20 protein-coding genes are annotated in these 19,472 nt (G+C 69.8%); 12 read left to right on the top strand and 8 right to left on the bottom strand.

All coding sequences use genetic code 11. From position 1 onward, the window contains the following. The first annotated feature begins 41 nt into the window (after positions 1-41). The 11 genes from KW843_RS13525 to KW843_RS13475 all read left to right on the top strand — a co-directional run bounded on the left by KW843_RS13525 (position 42) and on the right by KW843_RS13475 (position 10,083). The gene (locus tag KW843_RS13525) at positions 42-1,568 is read left to right on the top strand and encodes a class I adenylate-forming enzyme family protein (RefSeq protein WP_218295647.1); all 1,527 of its coding nucleotides are present in this window, start codon (positions 42-44) and stop codon (positions 1,566-1,568) included. After that, the gene (locus tag KW843_RS13520) at positions 1,565-2,368 is read left to right on the top strand and encodes a citryl-CoA lyase (protein ID WP_218295646.1); all 804 of its coding nucleotides are present in this window, start codon (positions 1,565-1,567) and stop codon (positions 2,366-2,368) included. The genes KW843_RS13525 and KW843_RS13520 overlap by 4 nt, the downstream gene beginning before the upstream one ends. Next, positions 2,365-3,189 carry a hypothetical protein gene (locus KW843_RS13515; RefSeq protein ID WP_218295645.1) on the top strand — a complete coding sequence of 275 codons (825 nt, stop codon included), beginning with the start codon at positions 2,365-2,367 and terminating at the stop codon, positions 3,187-3,189. Before KW843_RS13520 ends, KW843_RS13515 begins: the two co-directional genes overlap by 4 nt. Before the next feature lie 40 nt (positions 3,190-3,229). Further along, a complete protein-coding gene (locus KW843_RS13510) occupies positions 3,230-4,096 on the top strand; it encodes an SDR family NAD(P)-dependent oxidoreductase (RefSeq protein ID WP_255591092.1) in 867 nt (288 codons plus the stop codon). A gap of 70 nt (positions 4,097-4,166) precedes the next feature. Next, entirely contained in the window at positions 4,167-5,159 is a 993-nt protein-coding gene (locus KW843_RS13505) for a tripartite tricarboxylate transporter substrate binding protein (RefSeq protein ID WP_255594731.1), read from the top strand. Positions 5,160-5,281: 122 nt separating this feature from the next. Then, a complete protein-coding gene (locus tag KW843_RS13500; RefSeq protein ID WP_218295644.1) occupies positions 5,282-6,232 on the top strand; it encodes a DMT family transporter in 951 nt (316 codons plus the stop codon). Between the two features lie 159 nt (positions 6,233-6,391). Next, the gene (locus KW843_RS13495; protein WP_218295643.1) at positions 6,392-6,967 is read left to right on the top strand and encodes a sigma-70 family RNA polymerase sigma factor; all 576 of its coding nucleotides are present in this window, start codon (positions 6,392-6,394) and stop codon (positions 6,965-6,967) included. A gap of 15 nt (positions 6,968-6,982) precedes the next feature. Further along, positions 6,983-7,774, top strand: a complete 792-nt coding sequence (locus KW843_RS13490) for an anti-sigma factor domain-containing protein (RefSeq protein ID WP_218295642.1) — start codon at positions 6,983-6,985, stop codon at positions 7,772-7,774. A 141-nt stretch (positions 7,775-7,915) separates the two neighbouring features. Further along, positions 7,916-8,851: a DUF3034 family protein gene (locus tag KW843_RS13485; RefSeq protein WP_218295641.1), complete on the top strand. Its 936-nt coding sequence runs from the start codon at positions 7,916-7,918 to the stop codon at positions 8,849-8,851. 19 nt (positions 8,852-8,870) lie between these two features. Then, positions 8,871-9,335, top strand: a complete 465-nt coding sequence (locus KW843_RS13480; protein WP_218295640.1) for a group 1 truncated hemoglobin — start codon at positions 8,871-8,873, stop codon at positions 9,333-9,335. A 4-nt stretch (positions 9,336-9,339) separates the two neighbouring features. Next, entirely contained in the window at positions 9,340-10,083 is a 744-nt protein-coding gene (locus KW843_RS13475; RefSeq protein WP_369643029.1) for a plastocyanin, read from the top strand. Between the two features lie 84 nt (positions 10,084-10,167). On the opposite strand, the gene KW843_RS13470 is transcribed toward KW843_RS13475, so the two are convergent. The 8 genes from KW843_RS13470 to KW843_RS13435 form a co-directional block, all read right to left on the bottom strand. Continuing rightward, positions 10,168-11,142 (bottom strand): c-type cytochrome, encoded by a 975-nt coding sequence (locus KW843_RS13470; RefSeq protein ID WP_218295639.1) that lies wholly within the window; start codon positions 11,140-11,142, stop codon positions 10,168-10,170. Between the two features lie 152 nt (positions 11,143-11,294). Next, entirely contained in the window at positions 11,295-12,368 is a 1,074-nt protein-coding gene (locus KW843_RS13465) for an ABC transporter substrate-binding protein (protein WP_218295638.1), read from the bottom strand. A gap of 46 nt (positions 12,369-12,414) precedes the next feature. Beyond that, a complete protein-coding gene (locus tag KW843_RS13460; RefSeq protein ID WP_218295637.1) occupies positions 12,415-13,596 on the bottom strand; it encodes an FAD-binding oxidoreductase in 1,182 nt (393 codons plus the stop codon). Next, on the bottom strand, positions 13,593-14,999 hold the full coding sequence (locus tag KW843_RS13455) for an NAD(P)/FAD-dependent oxidoreductase (protein ID WP_218295636.1): 1,407 nt from the start codon (positions 14,997-14,999) through the stop codon (positions 13,593-13,595). Before KW843_RS13455 ends, KW843_RS13460 begins: the two co-directional genes overlap by 4 nt. Continuing rightward, entirely contained in the window at positions 14,996-15,322 is a 327-nt protein-coding gene (locus KW843_RS13450) for a (2Fe-2S)-binding protein (RefSeq protein ID WP_255594730.1), read from the bottom strand. The genes KW843_RS13455 and KW843_RS13450 overlap by 4 nt, the downstream gene beginning before the upstream one ends. A 15-nt stretch (positions 15,323-15,337) precedes the next feature. Next, positions 15,338-16,132 carry an ABC transporter permease gene (locus KW843_RS13445; RefSeq protein WP_218295634.1) on the bottom strand — a complete coding sequence of 265 codons (795 nt, stop codon included), beginning with the start codon at positions 16,130-16,132 and terminating at the stop codon, positions 15,338-15,340. Positions 16,133-16,227: 95 nt separating this feature from the next. Continuing rightward, complete coding sequence (locus KW843_RS13440; RefSeq protein WP_218295633.1) at positions 16,228-17,124, bottom strand: ABC transporter permease; 897 nt, start codon at positions 17,122-17,124, stop codon at positions 16,228-16,230. Continuing rightward, entirely contained in the window at positions 17,121-18,215 is a 1,095-nt protein-coding gene (locus KW843_RS13435) for an ABC transporter ATP-binding protein (RefSeq protein WP_218295632.1), read from the bottom strand. The genes KW843_RS13440 and KW843_RS13435 overlap by 4 nt, the downstream gene beginning before the upstream one ends. 294 nt (positions 18,216-18,509) lie before the next feature. Between KW843_RS13435 and KW843_RS13430 the strand changes: the two genes are divergently transcribed. Next, positions 18,510-19,382, top strand: coding sequence for an IclR family transcriptional regulator (locus tag KW843_RS13430; protein WP_218295631.1), 873 nt, complete (start codon positions 18,510-18,512; stop codon positions 19,380-19,382). The last annotated feature ends 90 nt before the right edge of the window (positions 19,383-19,472 follow it).

Below are 19,472 nucleotides of genomic sequence, written 5' to 3'. Positions count from 1 at the left end.
CGACGATTCAACAATAAAAGTCCGTATTGCGGAATATTTGCATGTACCCCATCGATTTCTTCTACCGCGCTGTCCGGATGTATCCGCAGCGGGAAGCCCTGGCCGGCGGCGGCCAGGTGCTGACCTATGCCGCGCTGGCCGCGCGCGTGGACGCCGCCGCCTGTGCGCTGCAGCAGCTGGACGCCGAACCCGGCTCGCGCGTCGGCATCTGCGCCGGCAACACCGTGGACCATGTCGTGGCGCTGCTGGCCGTGCTGGCGGCGGGCAAGGTGTGGGTGCCGCTGAACTGGCGCAACCCGGCGGCGGAGCTCAACCGCATCATCGCGTTCACCGAACCCACCATCGTGGTGGCCGAGCCCGCGCACCTGGGCACGCTCGACCTGGCCGGCGTGAAGGCCGTGCTGGCGCTGGGCGAGGGCGGTGAAGCCCGCGCCACGCTGCAGGCCGCCGAGGCTGCGCACGCGGGCCAGCGGCCCCGGCCGCACGGCCGCTCTCGCGACGAGGCCCAGGCCATCAAGTTCACGGGCGGCTCCACCGGCGTGCCCAAGGGCGTGATGCAGCCCTACCGCGCGTGGGTGGCCACGCTGGTCAACCAGATCCAGGCGTTCGGCTTCGGCGCGGACGACCGCTACCTCATCTCGGCGCCCGTCACGCACGGCACCTCCACCTACCTGCTGCCCATCCTGGCGCAGGGCGGCTGCCACGTGCTGCCCGCCAGCAACAAGCCGGCCGAGCTGCTGCGCAGCTTCCGCGAGGATGGCATCACCACCACCTTCATGCCGCCCACGCTGCTGTACATGCTGGTGGCCGAGGCGCATGGCGAGCGCCTTCGGCTGCCCCGCCTCAGGCACCTGATCTACGGCGGCGCGCCCATGCCGCCCGAGAAGATCCGCGTGGTGCGCGAATGCTTCGGCCCCGTGCTGGAGACCACCTACGGCCAGACCGAGGCGCCGCAGGTGGTCAGCGTGATGCGCGCCGAAGACTTCGCCGACGAGGCCAACTGGCGCTCCGTGGGCCGCCAGGGCCTGGTGACCGACATGGCCATCATGAGCCCGGAAGGCGCCCTGCTGCCCACGGGCGAGGCGGGCGAGATCGTGGTGCGCGGCGACCTCATCATGAACGGCTACTGGAAGATGCCGGAGAAGACCGCCGAGACCATCGTGGACGGCTGGCTGCACACGGGCGACCGGGGCTACGTGGACGAGCGCGGCTACCTGTTCCTCAAGGACCGGCTGCGCGAGGTGGTCATCACCGGCGGCTTCAACGTCTACCCCATCGATGTGGAGAGCGTGCTCGACCAGCACCCGGCCGTGCACGAGTCCGCCGTGTTCGGCATCGAGGACGACAAGTGGGGCGAGGCCGTGCACGCGGCCGTGCAGCTCAAGCCCGGCGCGCAGGTGAGCGCGCAGGAGCTCATCGCCTTCGCCAAGGAGCACCTGGGCTCCGTGAAGACCCCCAAGGCCGTGCACTTCTACGCCGACCTGCCGCGCAGCGTGGCCGGCAAGGTGCACAAGGTCACGCTCAAGGCCGACATCACGCGCCTGGTGCGCCAGGAGCAGCCCGCATGAACAAGCCCGTGGAACGCCCCTACACCGAGCTGTGCACGCACTCGCCAACGTCGATCCACTACCGGGGCGACAACCTGGCCGAGGACGTGCTGGGCCAGCGCGGCTTCACCGACGTGCTGTTCTCGCAGATCCTCAACCGCCGGCCTGACGCCGACGACCTGCGCGTGCTGGACGCCGCGCTCATCGCCATCATGGAGCACGGCCTCACGCCGAGCGCCATCGCCACGCGCATGGTCTACATGAGCTCGCCCGAGAACATCCAGAGCGGCGTGGCAGCGGGCCTGCTGGCCGTGGGCAGCCAGTTCGTGGGCACGGTGGAGAATTCGGCCATCCTGCTGCGCCAGATCATCGATGCGCCCGAAGGCGTGGAGGCCGCGGCGCGCGCCACGGTGCAGCGCCACCGCGCCGAGCGCAAGCCCATCCCCGGCTTCGGCCAGCACATGCACAAGCCGGACGACCCACGCGCGGCCAGGCTGCTGGCCATCGGCCGCGAGCATCCGCGCTTCGAGGGGCGCTACCTGCAGGCCATCGAGGTCCTCTCGCGCGAGGTGGATGCCGCCTTCGGCAAGCACATCACCATCAACGCCACGGGCGCGGTGGGCACGCTGCTGGGCGAGCTGGGCGTGCCCCCGGCGATGATGCGCGGCTTTGCCGTCATCTCGCGCGCGGCGGGGCTGGTGGCGCACATCGCGGAAGAGCAGCGCATTCCGTCCGCCCGTTTCGTGTGGGACCTGGTGGACCACGAGGTGCCCTACCGTGGCACGGGCGAGGGCCACAACAAGGACCGGAGCGGCGAATGACCGGCACCACCCCTTCGCGCGACATCCTGGTCTGCGATTCGGTCACCCGCATGGGGCAGGACGTGCGGGGCCGCGTGGCCATCGCCGCCTCGCATGGCGGCGTGTTCGCGGTGCACCTGGCGCTGCAGGAGGGCGTGGCCGGCCTGGTGGTGTGTGATGCGGGCGTGGGGCTGGAGCGCGCGGGCATCGCGGGCCTGGACCATGCCAACAGCCTGGGCGTGCCGTGCGCCGCCCTCCACCACCGCTCGGCGCGCATCGGCGACGGGGCCGACTGCGCGCGGCGCGGCCTGGTCTCGTACGCCAACGCGCGTGCCGTGCAGCTGGGCGTGCGCGTGGGCATGTCCGCCCTGCAGGCCGCGCAGTGCATGGCCGCTGCGGACCTGCAGGCCGTGGACCCGGGACCCTCGCCCGGCGAGGCGCGCAAGGTGCTGCCGGGACTGCATGGGCACCGCACCATCGTGCTCATCGACTCGGCCTCGCTGGTGGCCGAGGAGGACCGCGACTGCGTGGTGATCACCGCCTCGCACGGCGGCTTGCTGGGTGGCCGGTTCGAGACCGCCATCAAGCTGCCCGTGTTCGCCGCGCTCTACAACGATGCGGGCATCGGCTGCGACGGCGCGGGCGTCTCGCGCCTGCCGGCGCTCGATGCGCGGGGCATCCCGGCTGCCACGGTGGCTGCCAGCAGCGCGCGCATTGGCGACGCGCGGTCCGCATGGGAGACCGGCGTGATCAGCCGCGTGAACCAGGCGGCCTACGCCCTGGGGGCGCGCGAGGGGCAGGGCGCACGCGACTGGGCCGAACTCATGGCGGCCGTGCACTGAGGCTGAAGGCCCGGCACAACCCACAAAGAAAGAGACATTCATGGCGACCACAGCACATGCAAGCAGCCCGGCAACGTCGGCCGCGTACTTCCCGCCGCTCGATGCGCTGCCCGGCCGGGGCCGTGTGGCGGGCAAGGTGGCGCTGGTGTTCGGTGGCGGTTCGGCTGGCCCCGGCTGGGGCAACGGCAAGGCCGCCGCCATGGTCTACGCCCGCGAAGGCGCGCGCGTGGCGGTGGTGGACATCCGCCGCGAGGCGGCCGAGGAAACCCGTGCCCAGCTGTACGCCGAGGGCTTCGACGCCGAGGCCTATGCCGCCGACGTCACGGACTCCGCCGCCGTGGCCGAGGTGGCGCGGCGCGTGCACGCGCGCTTTGGCGCCATCGACATCCTGCACAACAACGTGGGCATCACGCGCATGGGCAGCGTGATCGACATGGACGAAGCCACCTGGCAGCAGGTGATCGACACCAACCTGACCGGCGTGTTCCTCACCTGCAAGCACGTGGTGCCGGTGATGCTGGCGCAGGGGCGCGGCGCCATCGTCAACATCTCGTCGCTGGCCTCGCAGCAGATCAACAGCTACCCGTACATGCCGTACTACGCGGCCAAGGCCGGGCTCAACCACTTCACGCGGGCGCTGGCCGTGCAGTACGCGGCCCAGGGCATCCGCGCCAACGCGGTGCTGCCGGGCGTCATCGACACACCGCTCATCCACCAGCAGATCGCCGGCCAGTTCGCCAGCACCGAGGAGATGCTGCGCACCCGCAACGCCGCCAGCCCCATGGGCCGCATGGGCCAGGCCTGGGACGTGGCCTACACGGCGCTGTTCCTGGCGAGCGACGAGGCGCGCTACGTGACGGGCGTGTGCATTCCGGTGGATGGCGGCAAGGGCTGCACGGGCAAGTAGGCCCTTCACGTTCCAGCGTTTCAAAGTTCCATTGATTTTTTCATTCCCACATTCGCAGGAGACAACACCCATGAACAAGCACCGAATGAACCGCCGCACGGCCGCTGGCGTCGCACTGGCACTGCTGGGGGCCGCGGCGGCGCTGCCCGCCGCCGCGCAGGGCGCCTTCCCTGACAAACCCGTCAAGCTGGTGGTGCCGTTTCCGCCGGGCGGCACGTCGGACATCAGTGGCCGCGTGCTGGCCGACGCCTTGTCCAAGGAACTGGGCCAGCCGGTGATCGTGGAGAACAAGGCGGGCGCGGGCGGCTCGGTGGGCGCGCGCTTCGTGGCCGAATCCAAGGCCGACGGCTACACGCTGCTGCTGGGCACCACCAGCACCAACGGCACGAATTCGGCGGTGTACAAGAACCTGAGCTTCGATGCGCTCAAGAGCTTCACGCCCATCACCCGCATCCTGTCGGTGCCGGGGGTGCTGGCCATCAACAAGAGCTTCCCCGCCAAGAACTATGCGGAGTTCGCCAAGCTCGTGGGCCAGTCGCCCGGCAAGTATTCGTATGCCTCCTCGGGCAACGGCGGCGCCACCCACATGGCGATGGAGTACTACAAGTCGCTCAGCGGCCTGCGCGTGGTGCATGTGCCGTACCGCGGCACGGGCCCGGCGCTCAACGACGTGATCGGCGGCCAGGTCGAGATGATCTACGACACGCTGGCCTCGTCGATGCCGCACATCAAGTCGGGCAACCTGGTTCCCATGGCCCTGGCCACGCCCCGGCGCCTGAAGGAATTGCCCGAGGTGCCCACCTTCGCGGAGCTGGGCCTCAAGAGCGCCAACGAAGGCTTCTGGAACGGCGTGCTGGCGCCCGCCGGCCTGCCCGCCGATGTGCTGGAGAAGCTGCACGGCGCCATCGTGCGTGCGCTGCGCACGCCGATGGTGCAGGAGAAGTTCGCCGCCGCCGGTGCCATCACGGTCGAGGACACGCCCGCGGCCTTCGCCAAGATCATTGCCGACGACATCGTGAAGTGGAAGAAGGTGGCCGAGACCAGCCACATCACGGCGGACTGACCGTCTGGCCGTCTGACTGACCGGGCCGCTGACGTGGGGGCGCACCGCGCCCTCGCGCCCCTGCATGGCCGCATTGCCCATTGGCGTCGGGCGGCGCGCCATGGGGCCGCTATAACCCCTGCATGACTCTTTCCTGGATCGCCTGGGCGTGGATACCGCTGACGCTGTGGGCCGCATTGGCCCAGACCGCGCGCAACGCGGCGCAGCGCTCGCTCACCGCCGGGCTGGGCACGCTGGCGGCCACGCTGGTGCGCTTTCTGTACGGCCTGCCGCTGGCCACGGCCTGGGTGGCGGGGCTGACCTGGGCAGGGGCGGGCGGCATTCCTCAGTTCAACGGGATGTATGCCGCGTGGCTTGCCATGGGCGCGCTCACGCAGGTGGGGGCCACGGCCTTCCTGCTGCTGGCGATGAAGGAGCGCAACTTCGTGCTCGCCGTGGCGTATTCCAAGACCGAGGTGCTGCAGGTGGCCCTGTTCTCGGCCGTGCTGCTGCACGAACTGCCGGGCCCGCTGGCGCTGGGCGCCATGGCGGCGGCCACGGTGGGCGTGGTGCTGCTGTCGCTGCCGCCGGGCGGCTGGCGCGCGCTGCGCGCGGGGCCAGGGGCCGTGGACGGCCAGGGCAGCGGCCGGCTCGTGGTCTACGGGCTGTCATCGGGCGCCTGCTTCGCGCTGGCCAGCGTGGGATTTCGCGGTGCGTCGCTGGCGCTGGCAGAGGCCAATGCGGGCGTGGCGCCCTGGGTGGCCGGTGCCTGGGGCGTGTTCTGGGCGCAACTGCTGCAGTCGGTGGTGCTGGGCGGCTGGCTGCTGGCACGCCAGCCCGGCGTGGCGGGCGCCATCGCGCGGGCCTGGCGCATGTCGGTGGTGGCGGGATCGATGGGCGCGGTTGCGTCCATTGCTTGGTTCACGGCCTACGCCATGCGGCCCGCGTCCGACGTGCGCACGCTGGGCCTGGTGGAGGTGCTTTTCAGCTACCTCGTCTCGCGCCGCGTGTTCCGCGAGAGCCTGACGCGCACCGAGGGCGTGGGGCTGGCGCTGGTGGTGGCGGGGCTCGTGGGGGTCTGCGCGCAGTGGTAGCGGTCGCAGCAGCAGCAGCGACCGAGTCGGCTTGAACGCGGCCGCCGCGCGCTGCACTCTTCGGGCCGGGCGATGAATCCAAGGCGCCTGCTGTGGCGTATTCACCCACAGAAGATCCCATTGCACCGTGAACAGAGACCAATCCCAGAGAATGGGCGCATGAGCACCCTCCACACAGACCGTGAACTGATGGACCTCCTCGACCGCATCGCCGCGCAGGACGACACCGCGCTGAAAAGCCTGTACGAGAGCACCTCGTCGCGGCTTTTTGGCCTGGCGCTGCGCGTGGTGCGCAACCGTGATGCGGCCGAGGACGTGCTGCAGGAGTCGTTCCTGACCATCTGGCGGTCGGCCGCCAGCTACCGTGCATCGCTCAGCCCGCCCATGGCGTGGCTGGGGCTCATCGTGCGCAGCCGCGCGCTCGATGCGCTGCGCAAGCGCACCAGCGACCGCGCGGACCTCATGAACGAACTGGACGATGCCCTGGCGGAAACGCTGCCGGGCGAGGGCGCCAACCCCATGGACGCCACCGAGGCGAGCGAGCAGGCCTTCGCGTTGCACCAATGCCTGGGCAGGCTGGAGACGCGGCAGCGCGAGGTGGTGAGCCTGGCCTACCTGCGCGACCTGAGCCACGGCGAGCTGGCCGAGCAGCTCAAGCTGCCGCTGGGCACCGTCAAGACCTGGATCCGGCGCGGGCTGGAACAGCTGCGCGCCTGCATGGCACGCTATGCCTGAGCCAGGAACCTCCCCATGAACCTTTCCCGACACCCCGAACTGCTGGACCGCCTGGCGGCCAGCTATGCGCTGGGCACGCTGCGGGGCGGCGCGCGCCGCCGCTTCGAAACCCTGGCCCGCGAGCAGGCCCCCGTGCGGGCTGCCGCGCTGGTGTGGCAAGGCCGCTGGTCCGGCCTGACCGAACTGCAGGAACTGGCTGAGCCGTCCTCGCATGTCTGGACCCGCATCCACAACCTGGTCGAGGCGGACAAGGCCGCGCGGGCCCTGCAGGCCGCCCATCGGCCCGCAGACCGGGTGCCGGGCGGCGGCTGGTGGCACAGCCTCTTGGTGTGGCGCGGCGCGGCCGCCGCCGGCGCGCTGGCCACCGTGGCGGCGGTGGCGATCGGCGTGCAGGTGCACGGCGCGCTCAAGGCCACGTCGGGCCGGCAGATTGCCACGCTGCAGCAGCAACTGCAGGCCGCGCCGCAGATCCAGTACGTGGCCGTGCTGTCCGACGACAAGGAGGCCGCGTCGATGCTGGTCACCTTCGACCCCAGGAACAACCAGCTGGTGCTGCAGCGCGTGGGCGGCTTCCAGGAAGGGGCCGACAAGTCGCTGCAGCTGTGGGCGCTGCCGCCCTCGGGCGGGCCGCGTTCGCTGGGGGTGCTGGGGCAGGACAGGCTGCTCACCCTGGTGGCGGGCGAGGCCGATGTGAAGCAGGTGCCAGCCCTGGCGATCAGCCTGGAGCCCAAGGGTGGCGTGCCCAGCGCGACCGGACCTACCGGGCCGGTGCTGTTCAAGGGCGCGCTGATCGAGCGCATGCTGTAAGGGGCGCCGGGGTGGAGGGCTGGCGCAGGCGCCCGTCAAAAAAATTTATCTGTCGTTTTTGAATCCACCGGGTGCCGGGGTTCGTAAGTTGGGAGCAACATCCACTTACAACCGCGACACCGCCCTTTGGGAGAGATCACGATGGAATACAGGCTTCACTGCACGCTGCTCGCGGCACTGGCGATGGGCGCCGCCGGGCTGGCCCAGGCCGGGACGGGCAAGCTGCTGCTCACCGGCGGCGTCAGCAGCATCGGCGGGTCGGCCGGCGGCGGGCTCACGCCCTGGGCCGTGATCGGCACGAACGCCACGGCGGGCGAGACCGGCTTCAGCGGCTACGCCACGCGGGCGGCCACGCAGGACTACGGCCTTACGGGCTATGGCGTGGCGCTGGGCCTGCACGACCGGGTGGAGCTGTCGCTGGCCCGGCAGGATCTTGATGCCTCGCCTGCGCTGGCGCTCAACGGCATCGCGCCCTTTGGCGTGGCGCCCGGCCAGCACATCCGGATGGATGTGGTGGGCATCAAGGTGAAGGTGGCGGGCGATGCCGTGCTGGATGCCGACAGCCTCATGCCGCAGATCGCCGTGGGCCTGGAGCACAAGCGCACGCACGCGGGCTCCATCCGGTCGGTGCTCGACTTCCTCGGTACAAGAACCAGCGGCACCGATGTGTATGTGAGCGCCACCAAGCTGCTGCTGGCGCAGAGCCTGCTCGTCAACGGCACCCTGCGCTACACCAATGCCAACCAGAACGGCCTGCTGGGCTTTGGCTCGGCCGCGCCGGGCAGGAACAGCCGCAGCCTGCAGCTCGAGTTCTCGATGGTCTACCTGCTGAGCAAGAACCTGGCGGTCGGCGCCGAGTACCGCTTCAAGCCCAACAACCTGCAGGCGCTGGGGGCGGCGGCCGGCCTGGGCGCCGCGCTGCGCGAGGACGACTGGAAGGACATCTTCATCGCCTGGGCACCCACCAAGAACGTGTCGCTCACGCTGGCGTATGTGGACCTGGGGCGCATCGTGCCGGGCATCACCAACAACCGCCGCCAGACGGGCTACTACCTGTCGGCCCAGGTCACTTTCTGAGCCCGCTTCGGAGACCCCCATGACGATCAAGCGCAACACCCTCACTGCCCTGGCCCTGGCCGCCGCCTGCCTGTGGGCTCCAGCTGCCCTGTCGCAGCCTGCCCCGGCCACCTCCCCGGCGGCGCCCGCGGGCCTGTACCAGGCGCTGGGCGAAAAGCCCGGCATCACCCGCCTCATGGACGACTTCGTGGACCGTGTCGTGAGAGACCCGCGCATCGGCGGCCACTTCAAGGAGGCGAAGCCCCAGGCCCTCAAGGAAAGCCTGACCGACCAGGTCTGCCAGCTCAGCGGGGGGCCTTGCAAATATGAAGGCGCTGACATGAAATCGGCCCATGCCGACATGGACATCCACAAGGGCCACTTCAATGCCCTCGTGGAGGTGCTGCAAAGCGCCATGGATGCCCAGGGCATACCCTTCGCCCAGCAAAACCGGTTGCTGGCCCTGCTCGCACCCATGCACCGGGACGTGATCACCATCCACTGACGCCATGATGAAAAATACTATTATTTTGATAGCTATCAGCGCTTTATGGGTAAGCGCTAGCGCCGGAAATGTTCAAATCCAGGTGCTGGACCGCGAGGGCCGGCCCGTGCCCGATGCGGTGGTGGTGGTGTACCCCGGCGCCACGGCCGGCACGCCCCCGAGCCTGCTGCAGGCCAGCCCCACCATCGAACAGGAGAAGATGCGCTTCGTGCCCGCCTTGACGGTGGTGGCCCCCGGCACCACCGTGCGCTTCACCAACCAGGACCGGTGGGACCACCATGTGCGCGGCAACCCCGCCACGGTCGCGGCCGCCGCGGCGCCGGGCGGCACCAACCCCGGCTTCGAGCTGCGCCTGGCGGGCAAGACCGATGGCAAGCCCTCCAACTTCGCCGACGTGAAGCTCGACACGCCCGGCGTGGTGCTGCTGGGCTGCCATCTGCACGGCTCCATGCGCGGCCATGTGTTCGTGACCGATTCGGCCTGGGCCCTCAAGACCGACGGCGACGGCATTGCCCGCTTTCCCGCCGTGCCCGAAGGTGCCGCCCAGGTCCGCGTATGGCATGCGGAGCAGCTGGTGGACCTGCCGCGCAAGGCCCTGAACGTGGCGCCCGGCCCGGTGCTCGACACCGTGCAGCTCAGCGTGGTGCCGCGCGTGCGCCGCGCCCCGCCCGCCGCGCCCCCGGGAGGCCCCATGGGTTCGTACAGCCAGGCGCCCGCGGGCGGCGCCCACCTGCACCCCGGCAGCTGACCCGCCACCACGGCGGGTGGTCCACCGGATGGCGGGCCAGCGGGCAGGCCGGCGCCCCGTGGGCCGTGCCGGCCCTTCGCTTCCTCAGCCCGGCAGCTTCAGGCCGCCCGGTCCCGAGGGAATGGTGTTGACGCTGCTCTTGTTGCCCGCGGCCGGCGCGCCCACGTTGTCCACCTTCACGCTCCCGGCGGGGGCATTGAGGTACAGGTAGAGCGCCTGTGCATCCACATCGCTGAGCTGGCCCAGCGACTCGAACGGCATGACCTGGATGGGCGTGCCGTCCGGCCGTTTGCCGGTGCGCAGCATGGCGACGAAGCTCGCCGCCGTGGGGTAGCGCGCCAGGGCGCTGTCGGCGCCGGGGCGGATGTCGGCGGCAGCGGGCCAGTCGGGCGGTCCGCCCGGAATCTTGCCGCCCTCCAGCGTGGCGCCGTGGCAGCCGATGCACATGTTGGCCACGTACTGGCCGTTGGCCAGTGTCACGCCGGCTGGCACGGGGCGTGACGGAGCGAGCTGGTGGTCGATGCGCGCCGCCGCGTCGGGGATGGCGCCCAGGCCGTACAGCACCCAGGCGGGGCGGGGCAGCTCCACCACCGCCTGCGTGCCCTCCTGGGGCTTGAGCTGGCGCACATACGACACCAGGGCATTCAGGTCGTCGTTGGTGAAGCGGTTGTAGTCCTCGCTGGGCATCACCAGCACGGGGCGGCCGTTGGGCTTCACGCCATGGCGGATCACGCTGTTCCAGTCCTCGGGCTGGTAGCGCGCCACCACGCCGGCGGGCGTGATGTTGGGCCCGATGATGCGCGTGCCCTTGCCGTCGTTGACGAATTCGCGGCCCGTGCCCTGCGCGCCGTGGCAGTCGGTGCAGCCGCGCGATGCATACAGGTAGCGCCCGCGCTCGATGGTCTGCGCATCGGTGGTGTAGGCCACGGGCCGGGGCTTGATGTCGATGTAGCGGTTGCGCTTTTGCTCGGCCAGATACAGGCCGCTGGCCGCCGTGGCGGCAACGATGGCGCTCAGCAGCAGCGCGCCGCCGGCGGTCCATTTGATCCAGCGTTTCATGGGGGTCCCTCTTCTTCGAATGAATGATTGGCGTGTCCAGGCGCCGGATTCTGAATTCGAAGAAGCGGTTTGTGCCACCCGCCGCCGCAAGGCGTGGCGGGGCCGGTGACATTTGTCACAAACGGCCCGCCGGTGTGGGGGGCCGCGAAGGTTCAGCGCTCGATGGTCTTGTTCCAGCGCGTGTTCCAGGCCGGGCGGTTGGCGTTCACGCTGTCCCAGTCCAGCGTCACGGCGTTCTTCATCCACTGGCTGATCTGCGCCACTTGCGCCGCGCCTTCGCCCACGGCCGGGGCCTTGGGGTTGGTGGGGATCTGCGCGCCGAACTGCAGCACGTTGGCCTGCGCCAGCGGGCTCAGCAGGAACTCGGCCAGCTTCTGCGCCAGCTCGGGCTCGCTGTTCCTGGCGATCACGCACTGGCCGGTCATCAGCACCACCGAGCCCTCCTTGGGCTGTGCGTATTCCACGGGAATGCCCTTGGACTTGAGCGCGGCCACGGCCGTGGGCGTGAGCGGGAACAGCGCGGCCTCGCCGGTCTGCACCATCTCGGAGATCTTGGCCGAGCTCGGGATGTATTCGAGCACATTGGGGCCGATGGTCTTGGCCCAGTTGTTGAAGCCCGGTTCCACGTTCTTGTCGTTGCCGCCCTGGATGCGGTTGAACATCAGGAAGCCGTGCAGCCCGAACGACGACGACGGCATGGACTGGAACACCACCTTGCCCTTGTACTTGGGGTCCGCAAAGTCCATCCACGAGGTGGGCGCGGCCCAGCCCTTTTCGGTGAACATCTTGGTGTTGTAGGCGATGCCGGTCATGCCCAGGCTCACGCCGCTGGCCAGGTCGTCCTTGAAGCGCGCCGCGGGGTAGATGTCGTTCAGGTGCGGGTTGGGGCGCTGCTTCTCGCACAGGCCCATGCCCATGGCGCGCACCATGATGCCGTCATCGAGGAACATCACGTGCATCTGCGGCTTGTCCTTGTTGGCCTGGGCCTTGGCCAATATGTCCGAGGACGTGCCCGGCACCACCACGACCTTCACGCCGTGCAGCTTCTCGAACGCCGGGAACACGTACTGGGTGTACGCCTTCTCCATGGTGCCGCCGTTCATGCCGATGTACAGCGTCTTGGGGGTCTGTGCCACGGCTGCGCCGCTGGCGGCCAGGGCCGTGGCAGCGGCCGCAGCCAGCAGGCCGCGGCGCAGGGAAACGTTCGGGCGGAAAGCGAAGTTCATGGTGATTGCCTTTCGGGTGGGAGGGGGTGGGGAGAGGTCGGCGGGCTCAATGGGCCTGCGCTGTGGTTGTTGTGGGCGTGGCGCCCGCGGCGGGCGCTGGCGGCGTGTCAAAGCGAGCCAGGGAAAACGCGTCGATCGGCGTGCTGGTGTGCCCGTCGCGCGCCAGTTCGGCCAGCACTTCGCCCACGGCGGGGCCGATCTGAAAGCCCGCGCCCGCAAAGCCGAAGCCATGGATCAGGCCGGGCGTGGTGCGGCTCTTGCACAGCACGGGCTGGCGGTCGGGCAGGTAGCCCTCGGTGCCGCTCCAGGTGCGGATGAAGTGCGCGTGCGTCAGCGCAGGCAGCAGCTCGACCGCCTGCACGGTGAGCGACGCGATGGCGCTGCGCTCCGAGCGCGCGCGGTCGCCGTCGAGCCAGAAGCCCGACCCGCCGCCCAGCACCAGATTGCCGCGCGCCACCTGCCGGCAGTAGATGCCGCCGCCTTCCACGCCCAGGCTCCATTGCATGAAATAGGGCAGGGGCTCGGTGACCATCATCGCGGGGTGGCCGGAGCGCAGCGGCACCGGTTCGCCAAACTGCTCCGCCATCGCACCGGCCCAGGCACCCGCGCAGTTGAGCACCACCGGGGCACTGACCTCCAGTGCCGTGTCCGAGTGCAGCGTGAACAACTGCCGGCCGTCGTGTTCGATGCGTGTGAGCGGCGAGCGCTCGAAGATCTGCGCGCCGGCGCGTTGGGCTGCCAGCGCGAACGCGGGCGACACCAGGCGCGGGTTGGCCTGCCCATCGTCCACGCACAGCGAGCCGCCCACCGCCTTGCCGCCCAGCCAGGGGCACTGCGCCCGCAGGCGCTCGCCGCTGATCAGCTCGATGCCCAGGTCGAAGTCCCGGCTCTGGTGGGCGTAGTGCTCCAGCGCGGCCATGTCCGCCTCGCTGCGCGCGATCTTGAAATGCCCGGTGCGGGCGTACTCGCCATCGGTGCCGATCAGTTCGGGCAGGCGCGCCCAGATCTGGTGGGCGCGCTGCGCCAGGGGCAACTGGCTCAGGGGTCGCCCCTGGCGGCGCACACCGCCGTAGTTCACGCCGCTCGAGCGCGAGCCGCAGCGATCGCGCTCGAGCAGCACGACATCGACGCCCTGGCGGCGCAGGGCCAGCGCGGCCGATGCACCCACGATGCCGCCGCCCACGATGGCGACGTCGGTCTTGACGGTCCGAGGCGTGCTGCTGTTCATGCGCTGGCTCCCGCGTCGGTGGCCTGCCGTGCCTGCAGGTGGATCGGTATCGGCTTGATCGGCGCCTGTCCGCGCAGCCGGCCCACCCGCTCCACGGGCTGGCCGGTGGCCTGCGCCAGGATCTCGGCCGCGGCCACGCCGCAGCTGCGGCCCTGGCAGCGGCCCATGCCCACGCGGGTGAGCGCCTTCAGTCGGTTCATCTCGTCGGCACCGGTCTCGCGCACGCAGGCGCGCAGCTCGCCCGCCGTGATGTTCTCGCAGCGGCACACCACCAGCGCATCGGGCGCTTGCGCGGCCCAGTCGGTGGGGAAGGGAAAGGCGCGTTCCAGCCCCTGGCGAAACCGCATCAGGCGGTGAAGCTGCCCCTGCAGCGCCTGCATGCGCGCCGCATCCACGGCCGTCCCGTGGTCCTGCAGCAGCGCCAGCGCGGCCAGCTCGCCGGCCCACTCGGCCGCGTCGGCGCCCAGGATGCCCGCGCCGTCGCCCGCCAGGTACACGCCTCGCACGCTGCTGCGGCCCGCGGCATCGCGCTCGGGCAGGTGGGCGCGGTGCATCGGTGCCCAGGCAAAGCGGCAGCCCAGCAGGTCGGCCAGTTGTGTTTCGGAGCGCAGCGCGTAGCCAAAACCCACGGCGTCGCAGCTGAGCGTGTGTTCGCGCCCGGCACCATCGGCCCACACCACGCCCGCCACGCGGCCGTCGCCCAGCACGCGCACGGGGCGGATGCCGCTGTGGATGGGCACGCCGTGCGCGCGCAGCCAGCCCACGTAGTAGACGCCCTTGGCGAACACCGCAGGCTGCGTGAGCATGGCGGGCACGGCGGCCAGCTGGTCGGCAAAGCGCGCGGTGTCGAGCACCGCAGCGACCACGGCGCCCGCCTTGGCGTACTGGTAGGCCACCAGGTACAGCAGCGGGCCCGTGCCCATCAGCACCACCCGGCTGCCGATGGCGCAGCCCTGGAACTTGAGCGCCACCTGTGCGCCGCCCAGCGTGTAGACGCCCGGCAGCGTCCAGCCCGGCACGGGCAGCACGCGGTCGGTGGCGCCGCTGGCCACGATGAGCTGGCCGTAGGGCACGGTGCGCGTGGTCTGCGTGGGGCCGTGCAGCACATCCAGCAGGCCGCCCTGTGCGTTCCACACCAGGCTGTCGGGCTGGTAGTCGATCTGTGCGTGCAGGCCGTCCAGCGTGCCGTGCAATGCGGTGGCACGCGCGGCCTCGGTGCCGTACAGCGTGGCGGGGGTGCGCTTGAAGTGGGCAGGCGGGCGGCGGTAGATCTGCCCGCCGCCGCGCGCGGCTTCGTCGATCAGCACCGGCCGCACGCCGTGGGCCGCCAGCGTCTGCGCGGCGCGGATGCCGGCCGGGCCTGCGCCCACGATCACAGGTTGCAAAGCAGGCGCCGTCGTCATGGCTGGCCCCCTCTGGCAAAGGTGGCCGCGTCGGCGGCTTCGGTGCGCAACGCCATGCCGGGGGTGATGAAGGTGCTGCAGGCGCGCAGGCGCTCGCCGCTGTCGATCAGCACCCAGCAGTCCTGGCAGGCACCCATCAAACAGAAGCCTGCGCGCGGCTCGTGGCTGAATTCGTTGCGGCGCAGTTGCGCATGTTGCGTGAGGATGGCCGTCAGCACCGTATCGCCCTGAAGAGCGGTGGCGGATTGGCCGTTGATGGTGAAGTGCACGGGCGCACGGCTCTTCTCGGCCACGCGGTGCAGCAAGGCAGGGCTGGAACTCATGTTTTCGGTGCTCATCTACTTCCGGCCCACGAGGACGCGGTCCAGTCCATACACACGGTCCAGCAGCACCATGGCGCACGCCGTCACGGCCACCATCAGCGCCGACACGGCCGCCATCAGCGGGTCGATGGATTCGGTGGCGTACATGTACATCCGCACCGGCAGCGTCACCGTGCTGGGCGAGGTGACGAAGATCGACATGGTCACTTCGTCAAAGCTGTTGATGAAGGCCAGCATCCACCCGCCCGTCACGCCCGGCAGAATCATGGGCAGCGTGATGCGCGTGAACACCGTGGCCTGGCTGGCGCCCAGCGACAGGGCTGCGTGCTCCGCGCTGCGGTCGAACCCCACCAGCGCCGCCACCACCAGGCGCAGCGTGTACGGCGTGACGATGAGCGCGTGCGCCACCACCAGCCAACCAAAGCTGCCCGTGCCGCCGATCAGCGCGAACAGGCGCAGCAGGGCCACGCCCAGCACCAGGTGCGGAATGATCAATGGCGACAAAAACAGGCCGTTGAGAAAGCCGCGCCCGGGAAAGTCGTAGCGCGTGATCGCAATGCCCGCGGGCACTGCCAGCACTGTCGCCAGCGTGGCCGACGCCAGGGCCAGCCACAGGCTGTTCCAGAACGACTGCATGAAGTCCGGGTGGTCGAACACCGCCTTGAACCAGCGCAGCGAGAACTCGGTGGTGGGCAGCGTGAGCGTGTTGTGCGGCGTGAAGGCGACGATGCAAACCACCAGAAGCGGGGCCAGCATGAAGGCGATGACGAGCGCGTTGAACGCGAGGGCGATGGGGCCGTTTTTTTGCATGGATCAGGACTCCCGCCGGGCCGCCCCAAGGGAGGCCTGCGCCCCCTTGGGGGGCAGCGAATACACGAAGTGATGGAGCGTGGGGGTGGTCATACTTACCCGAGAGATTTCTTATAGCGGCCTTCAACCAGGCGGTTGTAGCTCAGCATCACCACCAGGTTGGCCACCAGCAAGGTCAGCGCAATGGCGGCGCCCAGCGGCCAGTTCAGCTCGTGCAGGTACTCGTCGTACACCACCGTGGCCACCATCTTCAGCCGCCGCCCGCCCAGCAGGCCGGGAATGGCGAACGAGCTGGCGGCCAGGCCGAACACGATCAGGCTGCCCGACAAGATGCCCGGCAGCACCTGCGGCAGCACGATGCGCTGCAAGGTGGTGAAGGGCGAGGCCCGCAGCGACAGCGCGGCGTTTTCCACGCCCGGGTCCAGCTTCTGCAGCGATGTCCACACGGGGATCACCATGAAGGGCAGCATCACGTGCACCAGCGCCACCACCACGGCGATCTCGGTGTAGAGCATCTTCACCGGGCCGATGCCCACCAGGCCGAAGGCAGCGTTCACCAGCCCCTCGGGGCCGAGCAGCATGCTCCAGCCAAAGGCCCGCACCACCACCGACACCAGCAAGGGCGCCAGCACCACCAGCAGCAGGATGGAGCGCCACGGGTTGCGCATGCGGCTGAGCACATAGGCCTCTGGCGCGCCGATGGCCACGCAGATCAGCGTGACCAGCCCGGCGATCCAGAACGTGCGCCAGAAGATCGCGTGGTAGTACGAATCGGCAAACACATGGCGGTAGTGCTCCAGCGTGAACTCGCCCGCCTTCACCCCCGTGGCCGGGTCGAACGCGTTGAAAGACAGCACCGCCGTGAGCGCCAACGGCACCAGCAGCAGCACGGTGAACAGCAGCAGCGCCGGGCCGGACAGCCACCAGGGCATGGCCTTCTTGCCCAGCAGCGGGTGGGGCGCTGCGGACAGGGTCGATGGGACGGCTGTCATGGCGTGGCCTCGGCCTCGGCGCCTGCCGTTGCGGCTTCATCGGCGGGCAGCAGGCGCATGCAGTGGTCGGGCCAGTCCAGGCCGGTGCGGTCGCCTTCGTCCAGCGCGTTGCGGCCGTCGTTGGGCGCCAGCACCATCAGGTCGCCCATGGGGGTGTCCACGCGGTACAGCCACTGGCTGCCCAGAAAGAAGCGTTCGCGCACCTCGCCGCCGATGCGGCCCTGCACCGCAGGCACCAGCTGCAGTTTTTCGGGCCGCACGCTCAGCAGCACGGCCGCGCCGGGGCGAAACTGCGCGCCGTCCACCCGCACCTCGATGGGCCCCGCGCCCACGTGGGTGTGCGTGTTGTTGGCCGAGGTCACCTTGCCGGGCACCAGGTTGGCCTTGCCGACGAAGGTGGAGATGAAGCGGGTGCGCGGGTGTTCGTACACGCGGTGCGGGTGGTCGATCTGCGTGGCGCGGCCGGCCTCCATCACCACCACGCGGTCGCTGATGGACATGGCCTCGCTCTGGTCGTGCGTGACCATCACCGTGGTGGTGCCCACCTTGCGCTGGATCTGGCGCAGCTCGAACTGCATCTCCTCGCGCAGCTTGGCGTCCAGGTTGGACAGGGGCTCGTCCAGCAGCAGCACCGGCGGTTCGATGACGAGTGCGCGCGCCAGGGCCACGCGCTGGCGCTGGCCGCCCGACAGTTCGCGCGGGTAGCGCGTGGCGTGCGCCTCCAGGTGCACGAGGCCCAGGGCCTGGGCCACGCGGTCCTTGCGCTCGGCCTTGGGCACCTTGCGCATCTCCAGGCCAAAGCTCACGTTGTCGGCCACCGTCATGTGCGGAAAAAGCGCATAGCTCTGGAACACGATGCCCAGCCCGCGCGTGTTGGCCTTGGCGTGGGTGATGTCGCGCCCGTCCAGCTGGATGCGGCCGCTGCTCACCGCCTCGAAGCCCGCCACCATCTGCAAGGTGGTGGTCTTGCCGCAGCCCGAGGGGCCGAGCAGGGAGACGAATTCGCCTTTTTCCACCGTGAGGTTCATGGACTGCACCGCGCAGGTGCTGCCGTAGAACTTGGTCACATCACTGAGCTTCAGGAAGGACATGGGGGCCTTTCTTCGGATTCCGGTTTCCTGCCATGCGCGTGCTCCGAGCGGCGCGCGCATGGATGTCTTTGTGCCGGGCTGCCTCTGCTGAACAAGGTGGCTTGCCACTGCTGCACCGCCGTGGTGCATGGGGCCGTTCAGGATGGAGAGCCTTGGCGTTTTCAGTTCACTCTATTGCAACAACCGAACCAGATCGCACCGGGTATTCCATTAATCAGAATTTTTCTTTAAATTATTCCGATAATTGGAATGTGATAGGTAGAATGAAGCCCATCTATTCCGCAGGAGCGATGCATGGAAGCAGCAACCGCAGGCACGGGCGGCGTACCCCGGGTCTTTGCCCTCATCCGCGCCCTGGTGGCCGTGCAGGCCGAGGGTGGCCGGGTCACCCAATTGGCGCGTGCCATCGGTCTCACGCAGGGCACCACGCACCGTTTGCTGCAATCGCTGGTGGCAGAAGGCATGGTCGAGCAGGACGAGCGCAGCAAGCTCTACCGGCTGAGCATGGACTTCTTCGCGCTGGCGGCCCGCGCCGGCAACCCGGGCGACCTGCGCAGCCTGTGCCGCCCGGCGCTGCTGCGGCTGTGCGGCAGCCTGGGCGACAGCATCTTTTTGCTGGCGCGCAGCGGCTTCGACGCCATCTGCCTGGACCGCAGCGAGGGGCCTTTCCCGATCCGCTCGTTCACCGGCGACATCGGTGGCCGCGTGGCCCTGGGGGTGGGGCAGGGCGCGCTGGCCATCCTCGCGTTCCTGCCCGAGGCCGAGCGCGAAGAGGTCATCCGCTTCAACCTGTCCCGCGTGCGCGAGTACGGCGTGTACGACGAGGTGTATTTGCGTACCGAGATCGAGCGCGTGCGCCATCAGGGCTACGCAGGCCGCAACACCGGCCTGCTCGAAGGCATGGCCGGGGTTGCCGTGCCCATCTGCGACCGCGAAGGCCGCGCCGTGGCGGCGCTGAGCGTGGGCACCATCGCCGACCGCCTGAACGCCGACCGCATGCCCACGGTGGTGGAGCTGCTCAAGCGCGAGGCGGCTGCCATCGGGCCCCGGATCAACCCCTTTGACGCCACCCTGCGCCGGCCTGCACAAAGCCTGGCGGGTTCGCCGCCAGCGCAGCGGGTGGTGCCCGGCGCAGACCGGGCGAGCGCATCCGACCCCCTGGGCTGAGGTGCTGGCCTGGCGGCGCGCGGCCCGTGCTCGGCAAGTCCCGGCCGCCATCCGCGTAGCCCGCAGAAAAATGCGCTGGACAGCGTGGTG

Origin of the sequence: Acidovorax sp. sif1233, from assembly GCF_019218755.1 — a bacterium.
Lineage (GTDB): Bacteria > Pseudomonadota > Gammaproteobacteria > Burkholderiales > Burkholderiaceae_C > Acidovorax.
This window is presented reverse-complemented; position numbering and strand designations above follow the sequence as displayed.